Below are 19,617 nucleotides of genomic sequence, written 5' to 3'. Positions count from 1 at the left end.
GCCTCGCCCGGCAGCCGGAGCCGTCCGTAGCCACGGAGGGATCCCGGCCACGGAAGACGCGGGCGTCGGCATGGGCGCTCACGTGCGCGACCGGGACCGCTCGTCCGGCACGACCGGGGCGGCGAGCACCACGACGGTGAGCTGGCTCCCCACGGTGCTGGTCACCTGCCCGAGCCAGAAGACCAGATACCGCCGACTGCGCGGCAGAGCCCGTAATGCACCAGGGCACCCGAGTCGACGTGGCTCGGGTGCCCACGTGCCAGGGCGTCAGGCGGACATCTCGGCGCACACCGTGTAGACGACGACATCGCCCTCGGCCGTACCGGTGCTGAACCGTACGTAGCCGGTCCCGTCGGGGTTGAGGCGCGTACCGGTCTCCCGGAAAGGGCTGTAGATCCCTTCACCGGCGACATCGCCCCCGATGCTCACAGGTACCGACCCCGCCGGGCAGAGCGGGGTGGGGATGGGGACGTTGTCGGGGGTGGACGGCGGGATGTGCACGGTCTCCTGGATCACGTTGAAGGACGTGACACCTGCCGGACCCTGAGGACCCGCCGGACCTGCCGGGCCCGCCGGACCCTGAGGCCCCGCCGGACCTGCCGGACCCTGAGGCCCCGCCGGACCCTGAGGACCTGGCGGGCCCTTCGGGCCCGTGCATTTGTGCGGGCAGGGGCCCTTGTTGCCGTGCTCGCCCGCGAAGGCCGGTTGTGCGGCGACGGCACCTGCGCCGACGGCGGTGAGGACCGTGAGGGCGACGGCAGCAAGTCTGTGAGCGAACTTCATCCAGAGCGCCTTTCTCCGAGACATTTCCGGTACCCAGATCCCTGGGAAAGCGGCCGGGTTCACCACTCCCTGAATCATCGGTGGCTTGTTTCGAATGAGAGCATGTCCGCCCACCAGAGGTCTGGTGACGATACGAGGCAACTGGTTATTTAGCTTGATTGGGCGAGGTGGCTCTATCCCTTCGCGCGGCGCCTCCGACGCGCGAATCATGGCTGAACTGCCCCGGTCCGACATCCTTCAACTGGGTGGGCTCATGGCTCGCGATCACCGTGTCCAGCTGTGCAGGGATATTCGGATCGACCATGTGGCGCGTCGAGTCACGGATCCGCAGCTCTGCCGGATTCACTGACCATTCAGAATGAGATGCGATTCCCTGACAAACAGGCGCCGCTACAAGAAAGTTGGAGCCCGGAATCAGGGCCGTGATCCTTTTCTCGGAGGGGTGGCGCAGTTGGCCCCCTCCTCCGCAGGAGCAGAAGCGGTGATCCCGGGACTCGGCCTCCGGCCGTGGACCACGCACCGGCCGGAGCACGCCCGCTCACCGGCCGCCCGCGTCACCGGCCCTGGGGCTCGGTCCCGCGCGTCCGGACGGCGGGCCGTCGCACCTCGAAGTGGAAGCATCCGTACTCCAGCGCCCGGACGTGTACGAGCTGCACGTCCGGGTCGCCGAACGCGTCGTCGAAGGCCGCGTCGAAGCCCGCCGTGGCATCGGCCGGGATCTCCAGCAGGCGGCCGCCGGCGATGTGGCCCCGGGCGTCGTAGCGGCGCACGGTGCGCAGGGCGCCCGGCCGGTCGAAGGGGTAGCCCGCGCCCGGGGCGAATCCGGGGCACTCCTCGGCGTGGACGAAGACGGGGCCCTGTTCGTCGTACGCACCCGGACGCGCACCGGATGCGGCGGCCCAGCGCCGCAGCGGGGCGTACGAGACGAGGGCGATCCGCTCACCGACCGCGACGGGGCGCAGGCAGCAGCGCAGCGGGGAGCCCGCGTCGTCGTCGGTCGCGGTGTACGGGGCGCAGGGGCGGCCCGCGTCGTCGACGGCCTGGAGTTCCTTGAGGACGGCGGCGTCGAGGGGGAGCACGGTGTACTTGGTCATGTGCCCATGCTGGCCCGGCGCATACGGGTGTACTGGCGGAAAACGGACGTCGCGTTGCGCCCGACGGCACGTGTCCCGCAGCCCGCCCGCCCTGCCCCCGCGGTGATCCACGAAAGGCCCGTACCGCGCACTTTCGTACCTTGCCCCGGTGCCGCGTGTGCCGTACCCAGGAAGCAGCAGCTGCCACGACACCGACGAGGGCCACCCATGCGCGCACACGAACCGACGCGGACGCCGGAAACCAGTAGGGCCCGCGGCAACTCCCGTATCCGGCCCGCCGGATCGACGGACGAGCCCGCGCCGCTCGTCGGGGACCTCTCCCCGTCGGCGCTGCACGCGCTCCAGCGCAGCATGGGCAACGCCTACGTCACCGGGCTGGTCCAGCGCGAGCAGCGCCGTCACGGACCGGGCGGGGACGAGGACCGCGTGCGGCAGGACGGTTCCACCGGCCCGGTGGCCGAGCCTGCCGTACAGCGTTCGACCACCGTGCACGAGGTCCTGCGCGGCAGCGGCCGGGCCATGGACGCGCCCCTGCGCCAGGAGATGGAGTCCCGCCTCGGCGCCGACTTCTCCGACGTACGGCTGCACACCGGCGCCGTCGCCCAGCGGTCCGCCGCCGAGGTCGGCGCCCACGCCTACACCTCCGGGAACCACATCGTCCTCGGCCGGGGCGGGGACTCCAAGCACACGCTCGCCCACGAGCTCACCCACGTCATCCAGCAGCGCCGCGGCCCCGTAGCGGGCACCGACGACGGCTCGGGCCTCGCCATCAGCGACCCGTCCGACCGCTTCGAGCGCGCCGCCGAGGCCAACGCCACCCGCGTCATGGCGAAGGCCCCGGGCGAACACGCGGACCCGGCACCGGACGCGCACGGCCCCGCCCGGAAGGCGGGCGGCCCGGCGGCCGTCCAGCGCGTCATCCACCAGGAGCCCAGCTACCGGGCGAAGGTCGGCGACAGCACGTCGCTGACCAACCGCGGCGACATCGACGTCGAGGAGCACGACGGGGAACAGTTCGTCCGCGTCTACCAGACGGTCTACGCGCCGGTGACCGGCGGCGGCGGTTTCAAGGACACGCAGCAGCGCGAGGACGGCTCGATCAACCTCATGCACCAGAAGGAATCGGCCTGGCTGAACATGGGGCGGCCCTGGCGGTCCATGCACTACATGCGCACGTACCAGGACCAGAAGAACCGCAAGGCCCCCGACGGCAACGCCTCCGCGGCCGCGGCGGACTCCTCGATGGTGCGCTCGTTCCTGGTCCCGCTCTACACGTACCAGCGGGTCACGAGCAACGCGGTCAGCGAGAAGCAGATCGGCTCGGTCCTCGACCCGGAGAACACCAGCCAGAGCACGGACAAGGCCAAGGACACCGACCAGTACGAGATCCGGGGGGTCTGGCGGGACGAGGTCTCGGACACGGCCGTCCCGAACTCCCTGATCACCTACGTGCGGGACGACCTGGTCGCGCAGCTGAGCGGCGAGACGGCCTACGGCGAGGTGCGCCCCATCAGCGACATGCTCGGCAAGCTCAGCATGCCGGACCTGAAGGACTTCCCGGAGTACCGTCCCGCCGACCAGCGGGACGACGGGCTCGTACTGCCCCTGAACAAGGGCAAGATGCCCGGCGCCCGCGATCAGGACGCGCACATCGACCGCCTCGGGGACCTGGTCGCCAAGGCGTACCCGAAGAACGGGGAGACCCACCTGAAGGACGCGAAGAACGCCCGCAAGGAGCTGAAGAAGCTCGCCGGGCTCGACGCGAGCAAGGACCGGGACATCGACTGGGAGGCGCTCAAGGACCGCATCCACCGCGCGATGAACTACGCGGGCGTCCCCGCCGTGCTGGCGGAGATCTACAACGCGGCGAAGAACGAAACCGGGGACGGGTTCGGGACGAAGCCCTTCGGCAGCAAGTAGCCCGCGCAACGACGGCGGCCCGCTCCGCGCGGACGCCGCTCCCCGGCCGCTCAGCGCAGCACGGCCGCCAGCAGGTCGGTGCCCAGCGCCGTCAGATCGGGCAGGTTGACGGAGTAGCGGACGTAACGGCCCTGCCGCCGGGCCGTGAGCAGGCCCGCGCGGCGCAGGACGGCGAGGTGGCGGGAGACCTCCGGGGGCGAGAGTTCCCAGGCGTGGGCCAGCTCACCGGTGGTGTGCGGGCCGCGGGCCAGGGTGCGCATCAGCCGCAGCCGTACCGGATGCGCGAGCGCCTCCAGCCGTAGCGTGACCGTTTCCAGCGATACCGGCTCCGCCGGGCTCGCCTCGGCCACGGGGTACTGCAGCACCGGCTGCCACCCGGGCGCGTGGACCGCCACCAGGTGCGGGCGGCCGAAGACGCTGGGGAGGAAGGTGACCCCGGTGTCGTGGGCGGCGGTCGCGTTGTCCTGCAGCTTGTCCACGATGATGCGGCTGCCGTCCGGCGCCAGGGTGACCGCGCTGGAGACCGACGCGAGCGCCGCCCCGATGCCCTGGCGCTTCAGCAGGTCGTTCTTCACGCGGAGGTCGGTGGCGATCTGCACGGCGACGCCCGTCCAGGCGGCGTCGAAGAAGGCCTCGGCGCACTGCTCGAGGGTGTCCCGCACCCGTGCCCGCACGGCCGCCGGGTCCGCGAGCAGCCGTTCCGCGAAGGTCTCCTGGAGCGTGCCGCGGGCCTGGGCCAGGTCCAGGGCCCGCTCGCGCGCCGCCGCGTCGGAGAGCGGCGACGCCGCGGCGAAGTGGACCCGGTTGCTGCCGCACGTGGTGATGAGCGCGGCGGTCACATAGCTTTCGTCGTCGATCCGGTCCACCTCGTCCAGCTCCTCGGCGAGGGTCGGCCGGGGACGGGAGGGGACCAGGAAGTCGGCCCGCGAGGAACGCCAGAGGAACTCCGCCTCCCTGAGCCGCTCGGCCAGCTCCGGCCGCAGCCCGGCCCAGACGTCCGCGGCCCAGCCGGCGAGCTGCGGATGATGCGCGGGTTCGGCCAGCACGTGCAGCATCGCGGTCAGCTCGGCCAGCGGGGAGGCGGCGAAGCGCAGCCGCCCGGACGGCAGGCCGCCGATGTCGATCCTCAGCGTCATCCCCTCATCCTCGCCGGTCGGACCGCCGGTGAACGCGTCGATTGACGGTGTCCGTCAACCGGCATGGCAGGCCCGGCGGCCGGGCACACCGTTGACGCCATGGCAACCACCACCAAACTCCGGCCGCGCGCCCTCGTCCGGGCCTCCGGAGGCCCCCGCTATGCCGTCGCCCTGGCCGTGGACGCGCTCGGCACCGGCCTGCTGCGGCCCTTCCTGCTGCTCTACGGGGTGACGGTGCTGAGGCTGTCCGCGTCGGCCACCGGCATCGCCATGACGGTCGGCGTCGTCGTGGGTCTGGTGTGCATGCCCGCTGTCGGCCGCTGGCTGGACCGGGGCGCACGCAGCACGGTCGTGGCGGCGTCGATGCTGGTACGGGTACTGGGCGTGGCGCTGCTGCTGGCCACCCCGGCGGGGAACGCCTGGCTGTTCGCGGCGGCGGCGCTCTTCCTCGGCATCGGCAACCAGGCATGGCCGGCCGCCCACGCCGCCCTCGTGGCCACGGTCGCCCACGGCCGCGAACGCGACGCCGCCCTCGCGGCGGGCCGCGCCCTGCGCAACGCGGGCCTGGGCGTGGGCGCGCTCCTCGCCACCGCGTGCCTGGCGGGCGGCACCGCCGCGCTCCAGGCGCTGGCGGCCGTCACCGGGCTCGCCTACCTCGCCGCGGCGGCCCTGGCCTGGTCGGTACGCCTGCACGCGCATCCGGCCGCCGCCCCGGCCGAGGACAGGACCGACGGGCCCGCACCCCGGCTGCGCGCGCTGCTGGCCGCCAACGTGGTCTACGTCTTCTGCCTCAACATCCCCGAGATCGCGCTCCCCCTGATCCTGGTGACACAGCTGCACGCGTCCCCGGTGTGGTCGGCGGCGATCTTCGTGGCCAACACGGTGCTGGTGGTCACCCTGCAGGTTCCGGTCACCGTCCTGATGTCCCGCTTCTCCCGGCGGACCGTGCTGGCCCTCGCCGGCGTGGTGCTCGCCGCGTCCTACCTCGGCTTCCTCGCGGCCACCTCGCTGGGGCACGGCTGGGGTGCCCCGGCCGTCGCCACGGTGTCCGTGGTCTGCACCATCGGCGAGATCATCTACGCCGGCAGCGCCACGGCCCTCGTCACCGCCCTCGCCCCGGCCCATGTCCTGGGACGCGCCCTCGCCCGCTTCCAGCTCTCCACGGGCTTCGGCCTCGCCGTCTCCCCCGCGGTCATCACCACTCTCGCCGCCCGCGGCCCGGCCGCCCTCTGGGGCAGCCTCGCCGCCGCGACGCTCCTCTCCGCCACCGCCGTAGCCACCGAGAAGGACCGAAACACACGGCACAACGCCTGCCCCGCCCCGGCACGAGCAGCCTAAGGGCTGTCCCGCATGTGCCTTGTGAAGCCGTCGTCCGGGACAGTGCGTGCGAGAGGATCCAGAGCAAACTGGGCTTATCGAGTGTTCAAGAGGCAGCTGTGGTTGACGAAGCGCGGGCGGTCGAACTTTTCCGGGTCGCAGATCCGGTTCAGAGTGTCTCCGTTGAGGTGAGATGCGGTGAGCCTCTGTTGATGGGGGAAGAGCGGTACTACGCGGCCGAGATCGTTGTGGAGAGCGGCTTCGTCGGCGGACGGGTTGGGCTGCAGGTGTCGCTGGGGGACTTGGATGAGTGGGAGCGGTGTCTCGATGCCCTTCAGGCCGAGGAGGGGGCCGCGTGGCCAGCGGGTGGCCGTAGCGCCTGGTTGGAGGTGGTTCCGGAAGACCCGGTGGAGGTGACGGTGCACGACTCGCCGTCGACGCAGATCGCCGTGTGTGTGCCGATCGATGTCGGCTCGGAGTGGCTGCAGGAGAACCGGCTGCGGTTGGCCGGTGTCCGGGAGGCGGTCAGGCGCCCCTCATAGAGCCCACCAGGTGTGATCGTCTTCGTGTGACTGGTGTGATCACGGCGTCGCAGTCGTCCTGGATAGGCCCGTTCACCGGGCTGAGCCTGCGGAGTTTCCGTAAACTCGTCACCGCGCTGCGGCGCGAAGGAGCGGAGTCGGCCCGGCGGGGAAGGCCGTGGGGCCTGGCACTGAGGGATCGGGTTCTGCTGGTCACGGCGTACTGGCGAACGAACTTGACGATGCGACAGCTCGGCCCATTGTTTGGGATCTCGAAGTCCGCTGCCGACCGAGTCATCAACCATCTCGGGCCCTTGCTCGCCCTCCAACCCCGCAAACGATTCCGCAAGGACACGGTGCTCATGTGGATGGAACCCTCGTGCCCACGCGCGACCACTCGGTGGCCGAGCAGTCCTCCGTGACTGCCGCCTCAAGGGCGATGGCGTGCACCACGCCATACTCGGCATCGCCCGCCTGCACAATCTCACCCTCGTCGGATCGCCAACGGACGTGCGGGACGGCGGTGTTCTCGATACCCAGGAGATCATTACGGGACAGCCCAAGGACGCTCCGCAGCCGGGGCACATCGGCACGTTGCTGGTACGCGCGGTCGCGGGCCCGGGCGCCTGACGTCCACGTTCACGCTCAGGCTCACCGGAAGGCGGCGGCGTTCTCCGTCGCCCACTGCCGGTACGTCCTGGCCTCGGCGCCGGTGACCCGCGAAACGGTGTCGCGGACCTCCAGCAGTTCGTCGTTGGTGTCCCCGCCCATCAGGTCGAGGACCGCGCTCGCGCCCCCGTCGCCCATGAACGAGGCCATCTCCCGGTGCGCCTCCTCCCGGCTGATCTCGTCGAAGGACAGCTCCCGTCCCAGCGCCTCGGCCAGGGCCGCGAGCTGCTGCCGGGGCGTGATGCGTTCCGGCCCGGTCAACTCGTACGTCCGCCCCCGGTGCCCCGGTTCCGTCAGCGCCACGCGGGCCACGGCGGCGATGTCCGCAGGGTGGATGGCCGGCAGACCGACGTCCCCGTACGGCGCCCGGACCACGCCCTGTTCACGGATCGACTCCGCCCACCACAGGGTGTTCGAGGCGAACTGCGTGGGCCTCAGGACAGTCCAGGCCATGCCGCTGTCCTGGAGCGCCCGCTCGACGGCCAGGTTCGCGCCGGCCTGGGGAAGATGCGGATGGGTCCGCACGGTGATCGACGACACGAGCACCACATGCTCCACGCCCGCCCGCCGGGCCGCCGCCAGCACCTCCGCGTCCGCGCCCCTGCCCGCCGGAAGAAACAGTGCGCGCGCCCCGTCCAAGGCGCCCTTCAGGGAATCCACCCGCCCGAGATCGCCCTCGACCGCCTCGACGCCCTCCGGGAACGAGGCCCGCCCCACGTCCCGGGTCAGCCCCCGCGCGGGTACGCCACCCACCAGGTGCAGCTCGCTCAGCAGAGCCCTTCCGATGTTCCCGGTCGCGCCGGTCACAAGGATCATCGCCATACCTTCCTGTCGCCTGCCGTCGACTACGTGCACGGCACGCTAGGACCCCAACTCCGCTTGAGGTCAAGGAAGTACGCGGCTCCGCCGTCAGCTCACCCGCCCCGGATCGACCAGGCGCAGGTACCGCGTCCAGGGCGTCATCCAGCCACCCGTCTCCGCCAGAACCTCCAGGCGGATGCGGTACGCCCCGACGTCCGGGCTGATGCTCTCGAAATTCCTCGCCTGCACGCCTCGGTCGGTGCGCTCAGTCCGACGAACGCCCCAGCCCGGCCCGGAACGCCTCCCAGGCTGCGGGGCCGACGATCAGGACGGGGCCGTCGGGCCGCTTGGAGTCGCGGACGGCGACGGTGCAGGGGACGTTGCGGGCCACTTCGACGCACTCCTGGCCAGCGTTGCCTCCGCTATAGCTGGACTTGACGAACTCGTACCCGGGCACGCGATTTACAGCTCCCTGAGGATGTCCTTGATAAGTCTGACCGAGGTGTGCTGCGCAAGCCCCAGGCGCGAGATGCGGTCGAAAAGGCTGGCGTGACGCTGGGCATCAGTGTCGCTCTCCAACCAGAGGGTGGTCGAGGTCGTGTCCATGTGAACTACGTCCAGAGCACCCGGCTCAGCAAAGGAAACGACGGTGAAGGCGCTTGTCATGCCAGGGTGAGCACCCGCGATGTACGGCATCACCTGGAGCTTCACGTTCGATTGCCTGGCCACGCTCAGTAGCTTGGACAGCTGCTCCCTCATCACCTCACGCCCGCCCACCAACTGACGCAGAGCGCTCTCGTGCACCACGGCTCGCAGTTCGAGCGGCCGGTCGCCGCTCAACCGCGCCTGCCGCGTCATCCTGGCCTCGACGAATGATTCGATCTCGTCCGGGTCGTCCCAAGAGCCGTTTCCCACAGCAAGAGCCCTGGCGTAGTCCGGAGTCTGCAGCAACCCGGGCACGATGGACCCCTGCCAGGTGCGAAGACTCGTGGCGATGTCCTCCAAGGCCACGTACTCGACCATGGACGGAAGCCCTGGGTACTGATTCCACCAGCCACTCGCCTTGCGACGTTCACGGTCGGTCTTGGCCAGCGCCAGCAATCTGTCGACGATCACGGCATCGGCCTCGCCGTACAGGTGACACAAAGCCCTGATGTCGGGGTCGCGTATCGGCACGAGCCCCCTCTCGATCTTCGCGACCTTGGCAACCGACGCGGTCAACGCCTCTGCGGCGTGCGCTTGCCGCAACACGCGTGCCTCGCGCATGCGCAGCAACTCGCCGCCGAGGCGCCGTCCGAGCACGGTCGAGACCGTCCGGCCCCGATCAGGGCTGTTACCTGCCACCTCACACCCCTCCGTCGAGTGGCCCAAGTCTGTGGCTCATTCTCCTCGAACACCAACTAGGGCAGAGAATTCTCTGCCCGAACTTATTGCTGCACGAGCAATCGCACCACTACTGTCGGTGCCCCACCGCTCGCACAGAGGAATCAGTCGGCGGAAGTGCACCGCCCTGCCCGGCACCCGGATCGGCGCCCCGCAGGTACGGCATCGCCACCGCCCGCGTCCAAGGAGGCCCGCGCCATGACCGCAGCCGAACAGATCGCCGCCCCCGAGCCCGTCCTCCGCGAGGACCTGCTCGACTACGTACCGACCGCGGAGAGCGTGTCGTTCTCGCGACGGCGGGCCGCGCGGCTCGTGCGGGAGTGGGGGTATCCGGGGCTGGCGGGTGACGCGGCCGTACTGGTCAGCGAGTTGGCGACCAATGCACTGGTGCACGGGGCCGTGGAGGGGCGGCTGTTCCGGGTGCGGCTCACACTCACCGCCACCGCGCTCCGGGTCGCGGTGAGCGATCCGAGGGGTGAGCGACTGCCGGACGTGCGCGAGGCGACGGACGAGGAGTGCTACGGGCGCGGGCTGCTGATCGTGAAGCGGATCGCGGACCGGTGGGGCGTCGAACCACGCGTCGTCGGTAAGACCGTGTTCGCCGAACTCAGCCTGCTCCGGGGGCCGGACGCGCCGGTGGGCCCGGGCGAATTCCGCGCGGGCCCACCGACGTGCGCGTAGGACGGGAAGCCGCCTACGCCTGATCAAGCGCGCAGGCCGCCGTTCACGTACTGCTCGAAGGGGACCGACTCGGCCACCGCGATCCGCTGGTATTCGAGGAACGGTGAAACATCGCCCTCGAACACCTCGCGGCTGATCTGCCGTCCATCCGCCTCGTAGTTCATGAGAACGACTTCCGACCCATCGAACATCCAGAAGTCCTGGACCCCGTCGAGGAGGTTCGGCCGGTTCGTCACGTCGAGAATCCGGATGTCGTCACCCGCCCGGCTGTGCACCTCGTAATAGCGGGCGAACTCGAACCGCAGGTAGTCGGAGAGCGGTCGCGTCACGATGTGCACGCGCCCGTTCCGCTTGCCTTCCGCGCGCTGCCGGGAGACACGTTCCGTGTACGCGGAAGTCGTGTACGGGGTCGTCGGTCGGCCCTCGCGGAAGGCCGCGAACTCTTCCGCCTCGTGCGCCACGAGGTACTGCGGCAGTGTCTCCAACCGCCACGCTTCGTTCTCGATCTCCGCGAACCGCCGACGCCACTCGTCACCGTCCAACAGCACCTACGGCCTCCTCCGACACGCTTACGGGCATTCCTGCCGAAGCCTGCACGACGACGGGCCCGCGCGGAAGTCGCGCGGGCCCGTCTCAGCCTCGTACCGGCAGGGCGGTCACGCCCAGGTGATCAGGCGCTTCGGGTTCTCCAGGATGGCGGCCACGTCGGCCAGGACCTTGGAGCCGAGTTCGCCGTCGACTAGGCGGTGGTCGAACGACAGGGCCAGGGTGGTGACCTGGCGGGGCTTCACCTTGCCCTTGTGGACCCACGGCTGGAGCTTGATCGCGCCGACCGCGAGGATCGCGGACTCGCCCGGGTTCAGGATCGGGGTGCCCGTGTCGACGCCGAAAACGCCGACGTTGGTGATGGTCACCGTGCCGCCCGCCATGGCCGCGGGGGACGTCTTGCCGTCCCGGGCCGTGGCGACCAGCTCGCCCAGTGCGGCGGCGAGCTGCGGGAGGGTCAGGTCGTGCGCGTCCTTGATGTTCGGCACGATCAGGCCGCGCGGGGTGGCGGCGGCGATGCCCAGGTTCACGAAGTGCTTCTGGACGATCTCCTGGTTGGGCTCGTCCCAGGCGGCGTTGATCCCCGGGTTCCGCTTGATCGCGACCAGGAGGGCCTTGGCGATGAGGAGAAGCGGGTTGACCCGCACCCCCGCCATGTCCTTGTCCTCCTTGAGCTCCGCGACCAGCTTCATCGTGCGCGTCACGTCCACGGTGACGAACTCGGTGACGTGCGGGGCCGTGAAGGCGCTGCCCACCATCGCCTGCGCGATGGCCTTGCGTACGCCCTTGACCGGAATACGGGTCTCGCGGGCGCCCGCCACGACTGCGCCGGCCTCGACCGGAGCCGGGGCCTCCACGGCGACGGCGGGGGCCTGGACCTGCGCCGGTACGGGGGTGGCCACCGGCGTGGCCGCCGCGTGGACGTCCTCGCGGGTGATGATCCCGTCCTTGCCGGTCGGGACGACGGTCGCCAGGTCGATGCCCAGGTCCTTGGCCAGCTTGCGGACCGGGGGCTTGGCCAGCGGGCGCTCCTTGGAAGCCGCGGGCGCAGGAGCGGCGGCCACGGACGCGGCGCCGTGGCCGTTCAGCTCGGCCTGGATCGCGGCCATGCCCTTGCGGGCCCGGCGCTTGGTCGAGCTCTCGGAGACGCCGTAGCCCACCAGGACCGGCTGGCGGCCCTTCGGAGCCTCCGGCTCCGGTTCGGCCGAAGGCGCGGGAGCGGGAGCCGGAGCCGGAGCCGCGACCGGGGCGGGCGCGTCCCCGCTGCCCGGGGCCACGTCCACCGCGATGATCACCTGGCCGACGTCGACGGTCGTGCCTTCGGGGAAGCGCAGCTCGTGCACCACCCCGTCGAACGGGATCGGCAGCTCCACGGCCGCCTTCGCCGTCTCGACCTCGCAGACGACCTGGCCGTCGGTGACGGTGTCGCCGGGCTGGACGTACCACTTGAGGATCTCGGCCTCGGTCAGTCCCTCGCCCACGTCGGGCATCTTGAACTCACGGAAGCGAGCGGCGTTGGAAGTGTCGGTCATCGTTGTCACGTCCCAGTCCTCAGTACGCCAGCGAGCGGTCGACGGCGTCGAGCACCCGGTCGAGCCCCGGCAGGTACTCGTCCTCCAGACGCGCCGGCGGGTACGGGGCGTGGTAGCCGCCGACCCGCAGCACAGGTGCTTCCAGATGGTAGAAGCAGCGCTCGGTGATCCGGGCGGCGATCTCGGCACCGGAGCCGTAGAACACCGGCGCCTCGTGGACCACCACGAGCCGGCCGGTCCTCTCGACCGAGGCCTGGATCGCATCGAAGTCGATCGGTGACATCGAGCGCAGGTCCAGGACCTCGATCGACTTGCCCTCCTCCTCGGCCGCCGCGGCCGCCTCCAGGCAGACCTTCACCATCGGGCCGTACGCGGCGAGCGTGAGGTCCGTGCCGGTGCGGGCCACCGAGGCCCGGTGCAGCGGGCCGGGAATGGCGTCGGTCTCGACCTCGCCCTTGTCCCAGTAGCGCCGCTTCGGCTCGAAGAAGATCACCGGGTCGTCGCTCTGGACGGCCTGCTGCATCATCCAGTACGCGTCGTTCGCGTTCGACGGCGAGACCACCTTCAGGCCCGCGACATGCGCGAACAGCGCCTCGGGCGACTCGCTGTGGTGCTCCACCGCGCCGATGCCGCCGCCGTACGGGATGCGGACGACGACGGGCAGCTTGATCTTGCCGAGCGCACGGGCGTGCATCTTCGCGAGCTGCGTGACGATCTGGTCGTACGCCGGGAAGACGAACCCGTCGAACTGGATCTCCACCACGGGGCGGTAGCCGCGCAGGGCCAGGCCGATCGCCGTGCCGACGATCCCGGACTCGGCGAGCGGGGTGTCGATGACCCGCTCCTCGCCGAAGTCCTTCTGGAGCCCGTCGGTGATCCGGAAGACGCCGCCGAGCTTGCCGACGTCCTCACCCATGATGAGGACCTTGGGGTCGGTGTCGAGGGCCCGGCGCAGCGACTCGTTGAGAGCCTTCGCGATGGACATCTTTTCCATGGCCATGGCTACTTGCTCTCCTCGGCGGTGTCTGCGAACGATGCCTGGTAGGCGGCGAACTGGGCGCGCTCCTCGTCGACGAGCGGGCTGCCGTCGGCGTAGACGTTGTCGAAGATCGCGATCGGGTCGGGGTCGGGCATGGCCCGGACCGCCTCGCGGACCCGCTTGCCGAGGGCCTCGCTCTCCTCGTCCAGCGCGGTGAAGAACGCCTCGTCGGCGGCGCCCTCCTTCTCCAGGTACCTGCGCAGCCGCAGGATCGGGTCCTTGGCCTCCCAGGCCGCCCGCTCCTCGTCGGCCCGGTACTTGGTCGGGTCGTCGGAGGTGGTGTGCGCGCCCATCCGGTAGGTGAACGCCTCGACGAGCATCGGGCCCTCGCCGCTGCGGGCCCGGTCCAGCGCCGCCCTGGTGACCGCCAGGCAGGCCAGTACGTCGTTGCCGTCGACCCGGACGCCGGGGAAGCCGTAGCCCTGCGCGCGCTGGTAGAGCGGGACGCGGGTCTGCTTCTCGGTCGGCTCGGAGATCGCCCACTGGTTGTTCTGGCAGAAGAAGACGACCGGGGCGTTGTAGACCGCGGAGAACGTGAAGGACTCGGCCACGTCGCCCTGGCTGGAGGCACCGTCGCCGAAGTACGCGATCACGGCGGAGTCCGCGCCGTCCTTGGCCACGCCCATGGCGTAACCGGTGGCGTGCAGGGTCTGCGAGCCGATGACGATCGTGTACAGGTGGAAGTTGTTGCTGTTCGGGTCCCAGCCGCCGTGGTTCACCCCGCGGAACATCCCGAGCAGGTTGGTCGGGTCGACCCCGCGGCACCAGGCGACGCCGTGCTCCCGGTAGGTCGGGAAGACGTAGTCGTCGTCGCGCAGGGCCCGGCCGCTGCCGATCTGGGCGGCCTCCTGGCCGAGCAGCGAGGCCCACAGGCCGAGCTCGCCCTGGCGCTGGAGGGCGGTGGCCTCGGCGTCGAAGCGGCGGGTCAGGACCATGTCCCGGTACAGACCGCGCAGCTCCTCGACGGTCAGGTCGATCGCGTAGTCCGGGTGCTCGACGCGCTCGCCCTCGGGCGTCAGCAGCTGTACGAGCTCGGGGTCGGTGGCCTGCGGCTTCACCGACGCCGTCACGGCCGCCTTCGCGGCCTTCTTCGCGGGCGCGGTCTTCTTCGCGGGCGCCGTCCTCGCTGCCTTCTTCGCGGGCGTCGACTTCTTCGCGGTCGTCGTCTCGGCGGACGTCTGCGCGGGCGTCTTCGCGGCGCTGGTCCTGCTGGTGCTGCTGCGTCGCGGTTTGCGCGCGGCAGTGCTCTCCACGGTCACGTGCGTGCTCCTCCGTCGGTCCGGCCCCCGGGGTCTGCCGGGAAACCAGTGCGGCTCGCCTGGGTCCGTACCCGTGCACGGGGTGGGTGCCGCTCGGTCCGGGAACAGGCGTGACAGGTGCCCCGGCGAGCGCCCTGTCAAAAGCACGTTACCCAGTACGCCGCATAACTGCGAAACCCCACCTGACCTGCGATTTTGCTTGGATTTCCAAGTAAATCGAAAAAGTCGGGAACTCCCGCTGGTCACAGCGCCGGGAACGGCCTCGCAGGCCACCGGAACAAGCGCACGTTATCCCGCCGTTCGGCGGCAGGGAAGAGGCGAGTGTGTGAGACTGCGTTTTGTGCGCGAACAAGGAAAAATCACTGTTTTTCTGCTGGACGACCATGAAGTGGTCCGGCGTGGCGTCCACGAATTGCTGTCGTCGGAGGACGACATCGAGGTGGTCGGCGAGGCCGGTACGGCGGCCGACGCCCTCGTCCGGATTCCGGCGACCCGGCCCGACGTCGCGGTGCTCGACGTACGGCTGCCGGACGGCAGCGGAGTGGAGGTCTGCCGGGAGGTCCGCTCCCAGGACGAGAGCATCAAATGCCTGATGCTCACCTCCTACGCCGACGACGAGGCCCTTTTCGACGCGATCATGGCGGGCGCCTCGGGCTATGTGCTGAAGGCGATCCGGGGCAACGAACTGCTGAACGCGGTACGTGACGTGGCGGCCGGGAAATCGCTGCTGGACCCGGTGGCGACCGCCCGGGTGCTGGAGCGGCTGCGCGCCGGGAAGAAGGAGCGGGGCGAGGACAAGCTCGCCGGTCTCACCGAGCAGGAGCGCAAGATCCTCGACCTGATCGGCGAGGGGATGACGAACCGCGCGATCGGCGAGCGACTGCATCTCGCCGAGAAGACCATCAAGAACTACGTCTCCAGCCTCCTGTCCAAGCTGGGCATGGAACGGCGCTCGCAGGCCGCCGCGTACGTGGCCCGGCTCCAGGCGGAGAAGCGCTGACGGGCGGGGAAGCGCCAACCGGCAGGGAAGCGCTGACGGGCGGAGAACCGCAGACGGGCGATGAAACACCGACCGGCGAAGAAGCGCCGACCGGCGAGGAAGCGCCGACCGGCGAGGAAGCGCGGACGGGCCGAGAACCGCGAGCGGACACCGTGCGTGTCCGTGTCGGGACTTTGGTCCCGGCCCAACCGGGGCCCCGGCCTCTGTCCGTGACCTGCCGGGACACGGAGAGTGGAAGCCATGTCCCCCGAGGAACTCCAGGCGATCGAACTGCTCGGCCGCGTCCGGTACGGACGGCTGGCGACGAGCATGCGCGCCCTCCCGTTTCTGTCGGCGGCCCGCCACGTCGTGGACGACGGCCGCGTGGTCCTGCGGATGCACAGCGGTTTCGGCTACCACACCGCCTGTGACGGCGCGGTCGTGGCGTACGGCGCGGACAACTTCGACACCGCCGCCCCGGGCGGCGACTGCGAGCTGTGGGCCGTGCAGTTCACCGGCACCGCCGAGATCGTGCGGCCGTCGCCCGCCCAGTGCGAGCTGTTCGGCGAGGCTCCGGCACGGGTGAACGGGGAGATGTTCGACCCGGCGTACCTCCGGCTCGAACCGCACTTCGTCTCGGTGCACACTCTTGACTTCAACGCAAGTCAACCGAGCGGACACACAGCGTGATCTAACATCTGGCGAGTGCCGCGCTCATTTGTCGCTCTTCCGCCTGTTTCTTCGGCGGACGAGATGCTGTTCCCGTTCCCGCCCGTCTCCACCCCGCCCGTGTCCCCGGTGGACCAGGTACGGCTGCCCGCCGTGCCACGGCCGACCGCCCCGCCGGTACTGCCGGTGCGGGCCGCGCCCCCCGCGCAGCCGGTGGCCCCGGTGCCGCCCGTGCCACCGGTGGACGAGGTGCTGCGCCGCTACCCGGACGCCGGTGAGGCGCTGAGCTGCAAACCGATCACCCAGGGCCTGCTCAACCACGGATACCGCGTCTCCACCACCCGCGGCCGCTACTTCCTCAAGCACCACCTCGACGACTCCACCGGCGACCGCGCCACGATCGTCCGCCAGCACCGCGCGACCCAGCGCCTTCAGTCACTGGGCGTACCGGTCGCCCCGCCCGTGCAGGACACCGAGGGCGGCACGGTCACCGAGATCGGCGGCCGGTGCTACGCCCTGCACCCCTGGGTGGAGGGGCTGCACCGGGCGGGCGCCCAGCTCAGCGCGGCCCAGTCGGAGCGGCTCGGGGGGCTGCTCGGGGCCGTGCACACCGGACTCGAGCAGGTCATGGGGGCGGCCACCGGGATCGGCCGGCGGGCCGGTGGCCTCCGGAGCGCCGACCCCGCCGACACCTTCGCGCTGATCGACGAGCTGCTGACGGCCGCGCGCCGGCGCCGCCCCCGGGACGCCTTCGACGAACTGGCCGAGCACCGCCTCCTGGAGCGGCTCAACCTGCTGGAGCGCTACGCCGACCGCAGGCCCCCCACCCCGGACGCACCGGCCATCGGCTGGGTGCACGGCGACTTCCACCCGCTCAACGTCCTGTACCGGGACTCGGAGCCGGTCGCGATCCTCGACTGGGACCGGCTGGGGGTCCAGCCGAGGGCGGAGGAGGCGGTACGGGCCGCCGCGATCTTCTTCGTACAGCCGGCCGGGAAACTGGAGCTGGAGAAGGTCCGGGCGTACGCGCGGGCCTACCGCCGGGCGGCCGGGGCGGAGCCCGCGGAGCTGGCGGCGGCGGTGCACCGGGTGTGGTGGGAGCGGCTCAACGACTTCTGGATACTGCGCTGGAGGTACTGCCGGCACGACCGGAGGGCCGACCCGCAGTTCCCCGCGGTGTCGGCCCTGGCGGTGTGGTGGACGCGCGAGTACGAGACGGTGCGCGAGGCGTTCACGGGGTGAGGCGGGCCGGGCCGCCCCGGAGAGGGGCGGGCCCGGCGGGGTCACTGACCGGGGCGCTGGGGGCCTCCCGCCCCTGCTCCGGTCGCCGCGGACGCACCGGTGCTGGTGTTGCCGCCGTCGGCTCCGGTGCTGCCGCCGTCCGTTCCGGTGCTGCCGCCGTCCGTTCCGGTGTTGCCGCCGTCGGTTCCGGTGCCGCCGTCCGTGCCCGTACCGCCGTTGTCCGCACCGGTGCTGCCGCCGTCCGTGCCCGTACCGCCGTTGTCGGTGCCGGTGGACGGGGCGGTCGGCTGGTCCGTCTCCGGCTCGGTCGGCTCGGTCGTAGTGGTCGGCGGCTGGTACGTCTGCCGCGGGGACGTGTCCTGCTGATTGCCGGTGGAGTTCTCCGGCACCTGGGTGTTCTCGGTCTGGTCGTCGGCCGGCTTGGACGGACTGTGCTTCGGGGACGGCGAAGTGGACGTCTTGTCGGGCTTCTTGTCGTGGTTCGTGGCGCTGTTCTGCGCCGCGCTGACCGCGATGGCCACACCCGCCCCGATGGCGATCAGCGCGAGCACCACGAAGAGCCACAGCTTGCCGCGCCCGCCGCCGCTGCCGGCGCCGTGCTGCCCGCCGTCGTAGCCGCCGTCGTCGGGGTTCATCGGCGGCAGGATCGGGCCCTGCGAGGTCTCCCCGTGCGGCGGGTGGCCCATCGCCATCGTGCTGCCGTTGATGCCCATGGCCGGGGTGTTCCCGCCCTCGTACATCGCGACCGGGCCGGTGTTCCACGTACCGGTGTGGCCGCCCTGCGCCTGGAGCATCTGGAGGCCGTACTGGATCAGTCCGCGCATCTCCTCCGCGCTCTGGAACCGGTCGTCCGGGTCCTTCGCCAGGGAGCGCATGACCAGGCCGTCCAGCTCCGGCGGCACCGAACCCAGCGCCTCGGACGGCGGCACGGGCATGTCCTGGACGTGCTGGTACACCACCGAGAGCGGCGTCTCTCCGGTGAACGGGGGCCGCAGCGCCAGCAGTTCGTACAGCAGGCAGCCGGTGGCGTAGAGGTCGGACCGGTGGTCGACCGCCTTGCCGAGGGCCTGTTCGGGGGAGAGGTACTGCGGCGTGCCCATGACCATGCCGGTCTGGGTCATCGTCGACTGCGCGCCGTGCAGCGCGCGGGCGATGCCGAAGTCCATCACCTTGACCGCACCGGAGTTGGTGATGATCACGTTGGCCGGCTTGATGTCGCGGTGCACGATGCCGTGCTGGTGCGAGTACGCCAGCGCCTCCAGCACCCCGGAGACGATGATCAGCGCCTGCTCGGGCGGCGGGGCCTCGGCGTTGAGCAGCAGATCGCGGATGGTGCGGCCCTCGACCAGCTCCATCACGATGTACGGGACGGTCTGCCCGCCCACGACGTCCTCGCCGGAGTCGTACACGGCGACGATCGCATGGTGGTTGAGCCCGGCGACCGACTGCGCCTCGCGCGTGAACCGGGCCTTGGACACCGGGTCCTCGGCGAGATCGGAACGCAGGAGCTTCACCGCGACCGTACGGCCCAGCCGCACGTCCTCGGCCGCGAAGACCTCCGCCATTCCGCCCCGGCCGAGGCGATGGGTCATCCGGTAACGCCCGTCGCCCACGACACCGTCGATGCCCCAGGATTCGGTGCCATCCGAAACTCCGCCGCCGTTTGCTTCGGATTCGGGTGCCATCAGTCCTCGCCGTCGTATCTGTCCGCGCGTCCGCGGGTTCTCACGGTGTCAGGGTCTTCCGTGTCCGGGCCGCGTCCGTCCGCGTCCGGCCGTGCCTGACCGCGCCCGTTCACGTCCTGCGTCCGGCCCTCGCCGGGCCGTGCCCGGCCGACCTGCCACGCTGCACGCCGGACGGTGCGAGTCGGAAGACTCCACTGCATTGCCACGTCACGCTACAGGCTCCCGGGGACACCCCGTCGCCGAGACGGACCGGCCATGCAACCGCCCAGGACGTCGTCCGGGCAAATTCCATGCGGTTCCTGTAACGCTTCCGAGACTCTTCTTGTGCGTACGGTCACGGAACGGGCACCTGGCTTGACGT

At 70.8% G+C, this 19,617-nt stretch carries 20 protein-coding genes and 1 pseudogene; 9 read left to right on the top strand and 12 right to left on the bottom strand.

Annotation, left to right across the window (positions count from 1 at the left end):
- Positions 1–267 precede the first annotated feature (267 nt).
- The gene (locus tag ACFCV8_RS01935) at positions 268–516 is read right to left on the bottom strand and encodes a hypothetical protein (protein ID WP_376683277.1); all 249 of its coding nucleotides are present in this window, start codon (positions 514–516) and stop codon (positions 268–270) included.
- 821 nt (positions 517–1,337) lie between these two features.
- On the bottom strand, positions 1,338–1,877 hold the full coding sequence (locus tag ACFCV8_RS01930) for a DUF1203 domain-containing protein (protein WP_376683276.1): 540 nt from the start codon (positions 1,875–1,877) through the stop codon (positions 1,338–1,340).
- 207 nt (positions 1,878–2,084) lie between these two features.
- On the opposite strand from ACFCV8_RS01930, the gene ACFCV8_RS01925 reads away from it, so the two are divergent.
- The gene (locus tag ACFCV8_RS01925) at positions 2,085–3,797 is read left to right on the top strand and encodes a DUF4157 domain-containing protein (RefSeq protein WP_376683275.1); all 1,713 of its coding nucleotides are present in this window, start codon (positions 2,085–2,087) and stop codon (positions 3,795–3,797) included.
- Positions 3,798–3,847: 50 nt separating this feature from the next.
- Here the strand turns inward: ACFCV8_RS01925 and ACFCV8_RS01920 are convergent, their stop codons facing one another.
- Entirely contained in the window at positions 3,848–4,933 is a 1,086-nt protein-coding gene (locus ACFCV8_RS01920) for a DUF5937 family protein (protein ID WP_376683274.1), read from the bottom strand.
- A gap of 99 nt (positions 4,934–5,032) precedes the next feature.
- On the opposite strand from ACFCV8_RS01920, the gene ACFCV8_RS01915 reads away from it, so the two are divergent.
- The 4 genes and pseudogenes from ACFCV8_RS01915 (at position 5,033) to ACFCV8_RS01900 (ending at position 7,401) form a co-directional block, all read left to right on the top strand.
- On the top strand, positions 5,033–6,271 hold the full coding sequence (locus tag ACFCV8_RS01915) for an MFS transporter (protein ID WP_376683273.1): 1,239 nt from the start codon (positions 5,033–5,035) through the stop codon (positions 6,269–6,271).
- Between the two features lie 98 nt (positions 6,272–6,369).
- Entirely contained in the window at positions 6,370–6,792 is a 423-nt protein-coding gene (locus ACFCV8_RS01910) for a DUF5959 family protein (RefSeq protein WP_376683272.1), read from the top strand.
- A 26-nt stretch (positions 6,793–6,818) separates the two neighbouring features.
- A pseudogene (locus ACFCV8_RS01905) lies at positions 6,819–7,186 on the top strand (transposase family protein); the annotation flags it as partial.
- Between the two features lie 29 nt (positions 7,187–7,215).
- Positions 7,216–7,401: a hypothetical protein gene (locus ACFCV8_RS01900; protein WP_376683271.1), complete on the top strand. Its 186-nt coding sequence runs from the start codon at positions 7,216–7,218 to the stop codon at positions 7,399–7,401.
- 21 nt (positions 7,402–7,422) lie between these two features.
- Here ACFCV8_RS01900 and ACFCV8_RS01895 read toward each other — a convergent pair whose 3' ends face one another.
- The 4 genes from ACFCV8_RS01895 to ACFCV8_RS01880 form a co-directional block, all read right to left on the bottom strand.
- Complete coding sequence (locus ACFCV8_RS01895; RefSeq protein WP_376683270.1) at positions 7,423–8,256, bottom strand: SDR family oxidoreductase; 834 nt, start codon at positions 8,254–8,256, stop codon at positions 7,423–7,425.
- Between the two features lie 93 nt (positions 8,257–8,349).
- Complete coding sequence (locus ACFCV8_RS01890; protein ID WP_376683269.1) at positions 8,350–8,490, bottom strand: hypothetical protein; 141 nt, start codon at positions 8,488–8,490, stop codon at positions 8,350–8,352.
- A 16-nt stretch (positions 8,491–8,506) separates the two neighbouring features.
- Positions 8,507–8,698, bottom strand: a complete 192-nt coding sequence (locus ACFCV8_RS01885; RefSeq protein WP_376683268.1) for a DUF397 domain-containing protein — start codon at positions 8,696–8,698, stop codon at positions 8,507–8,509.
- Positions 8,699–8,703: 5 nt separating this feature from the next.
- Complete coding sequence (locus ACFCV8_RS01880; protein ID WP_376683267.1) at positions 8,704–9,585, bottom strand: helix-turn-helix domain-containing protein; 882 nt, start codon at positions 9,583–9,585, stop codon at positions 8,704–8,706.
- Between the two features lie 237 nt (positions 9,586–9,822).
- On the opposite strand from ACFCV8_RS01880, the gene ACFCV8_RS01875 reads away from it, so the two are divergent.
- Complete coding sequence (locus ACFCV8_RS01875) at positions 9,823–10,305, top strand: ATP-binding protein (RefSeq protein ID WP_376683266.1); 483 nt, start codon at positions 9,823–9,825, stop codon at positions 10,303–10,305.
- 23 nt (positions 10,306–10,328) lie between these two features.
- Here the strand turns inward: ACFCV8_RS01875 and ACFCV8_RS01870 are convergent, their stop codons facing one another.
- The 4 genes from ACFCV8_RS01870 to pdhA all read right to left on the bottom strand — a co-directional run bounded on the left by ACFCV8_RS01870 (position 10,329) and on the right by pdhA (position 14,681).
- Entirely contained in the window at positions 10,329–10,853 is a 525-nt protein-coding gene (locus tag ACFCV8_RS01870) for a DUF6879 family protein (protein ID WP_376683265.1), read from the bottom strand.
- 108 nt (positions 10,854–10,961) lie between these two features.
- Positions 10,962–12,392: a dihydrolipoamide acetyltransferase family protein gene (locus ACFCV8_RS01865; protein ID WP_376683264.1), complete on the bottom strand. Its 1,431-nt coding sequence runs from the start codon at positions 12,390–12,392 to the stop codon at positions 10,962–10,964.
- A 10-nt stretch (positions 12,393–12,402) separates the two neighbouring features.
- Positions 12,403–13,383 (bottom strand): alpha-ketoacid dehydrogenase subunit beta, encoded by a 981-nt coding sequence (locus tag ACFCV8_RS01860; RefSeq protein WP_376683263.1) that lies wholly within the window; start codon positions 13,381–13,383, stop codon positions 12,403–12,405.
- Between the two features lie 2 nt (positions 13,384–13,385).
- Complete coding sequence (gene pdhA / locus ACFCV8_RS01855; protein WP_376683262.1) at positions 13,386–14,681, bottom strand: pyruvate dehydrogenase (acetyl-transferring) E1 component subunit alpha; 1,296 nt, start codon at positions 14,679–14,681, stop codon at positions 13,386–13,388.
- Positions 14,682–15,021: 340 nt separating this feature from the next.
- Here pdhA and ACFCV8_RS01850 point away from each other — a divergent pair, with 340 nt between their 5' ends.
- The 3 genes from ACFCV8_RS01850 to ACFCV8_RS01840 all read left to right on the top strand — a co-directional run bounded on the left by ACFCV8_RS01850 (position 15,022) and on the right by ACFCV8_RS01840 (position 17,571).
- Positions 15,022–15,681: a response regulator gene (locus ACFCV8_RS01850; RefSeq protein WP_376683281.1), complete on the top strand. Its 660-nt coding sequence runs from the start codon at positions 15,022–15,024 to the stop codon at positions 15,679–15,681.
- 240 nt (positions 15,682–15,921) lie between these two features.
- Positions 15,922–16,350 (top strand): pyridoxamine 5'-phosphate oxidase family protein, encoded by a 429-nt coding sequence (locus ACFCV8_RS01845; protein WP_376683261.1) that lies wholly within the window; start codon positions 15,922–15,924, stop codon positions 16,348–16,350.
- A 228-nt stretch (positions 16,351–16,578) separates the two neighbouring features.
- Complete coding sequence (locus ACFCV8_RS01840) at positions 16,579–17,571, top strand: phosphotransferase (protein WP_376683280.1); 993 nt, start codon at positions 16,579–16,581, stop codon at positions 17,569–17,571.
- Between the two features lie 41 nt (positions 17,572–17,612).
- Here the strand turns inward: ACFCV8_RS01840 and ACFCV8_RS01835 are convergent, their stop codons facing one another.
- Positions 17,613–19,256, bottom strand: a complete 1,644-nt coding sequence (locus tag ACFCV8_RS01835; RefSeq protein WP_376683260.1) for a protein kinase — start codon at positions 19,254–19,256, stop codon at positions 17,613–17,615.
- Between the last annotated feature and the right edge of the window lie 361 nt (positions 19,257–19,617).

The sequence above is a fragment of the Streptomyces sp. NPDC056347 genome (genome assembly GCF_042262625.1).
Taxonomy (GTDB): Bacteria; Actinomycetota; Actinomycetes; order Streptomycetales; family Streptomycetaceae; genus Streptomyces.
This window is presented reverse-complemented; position numbering and strand designations above follow the sequence as displayed.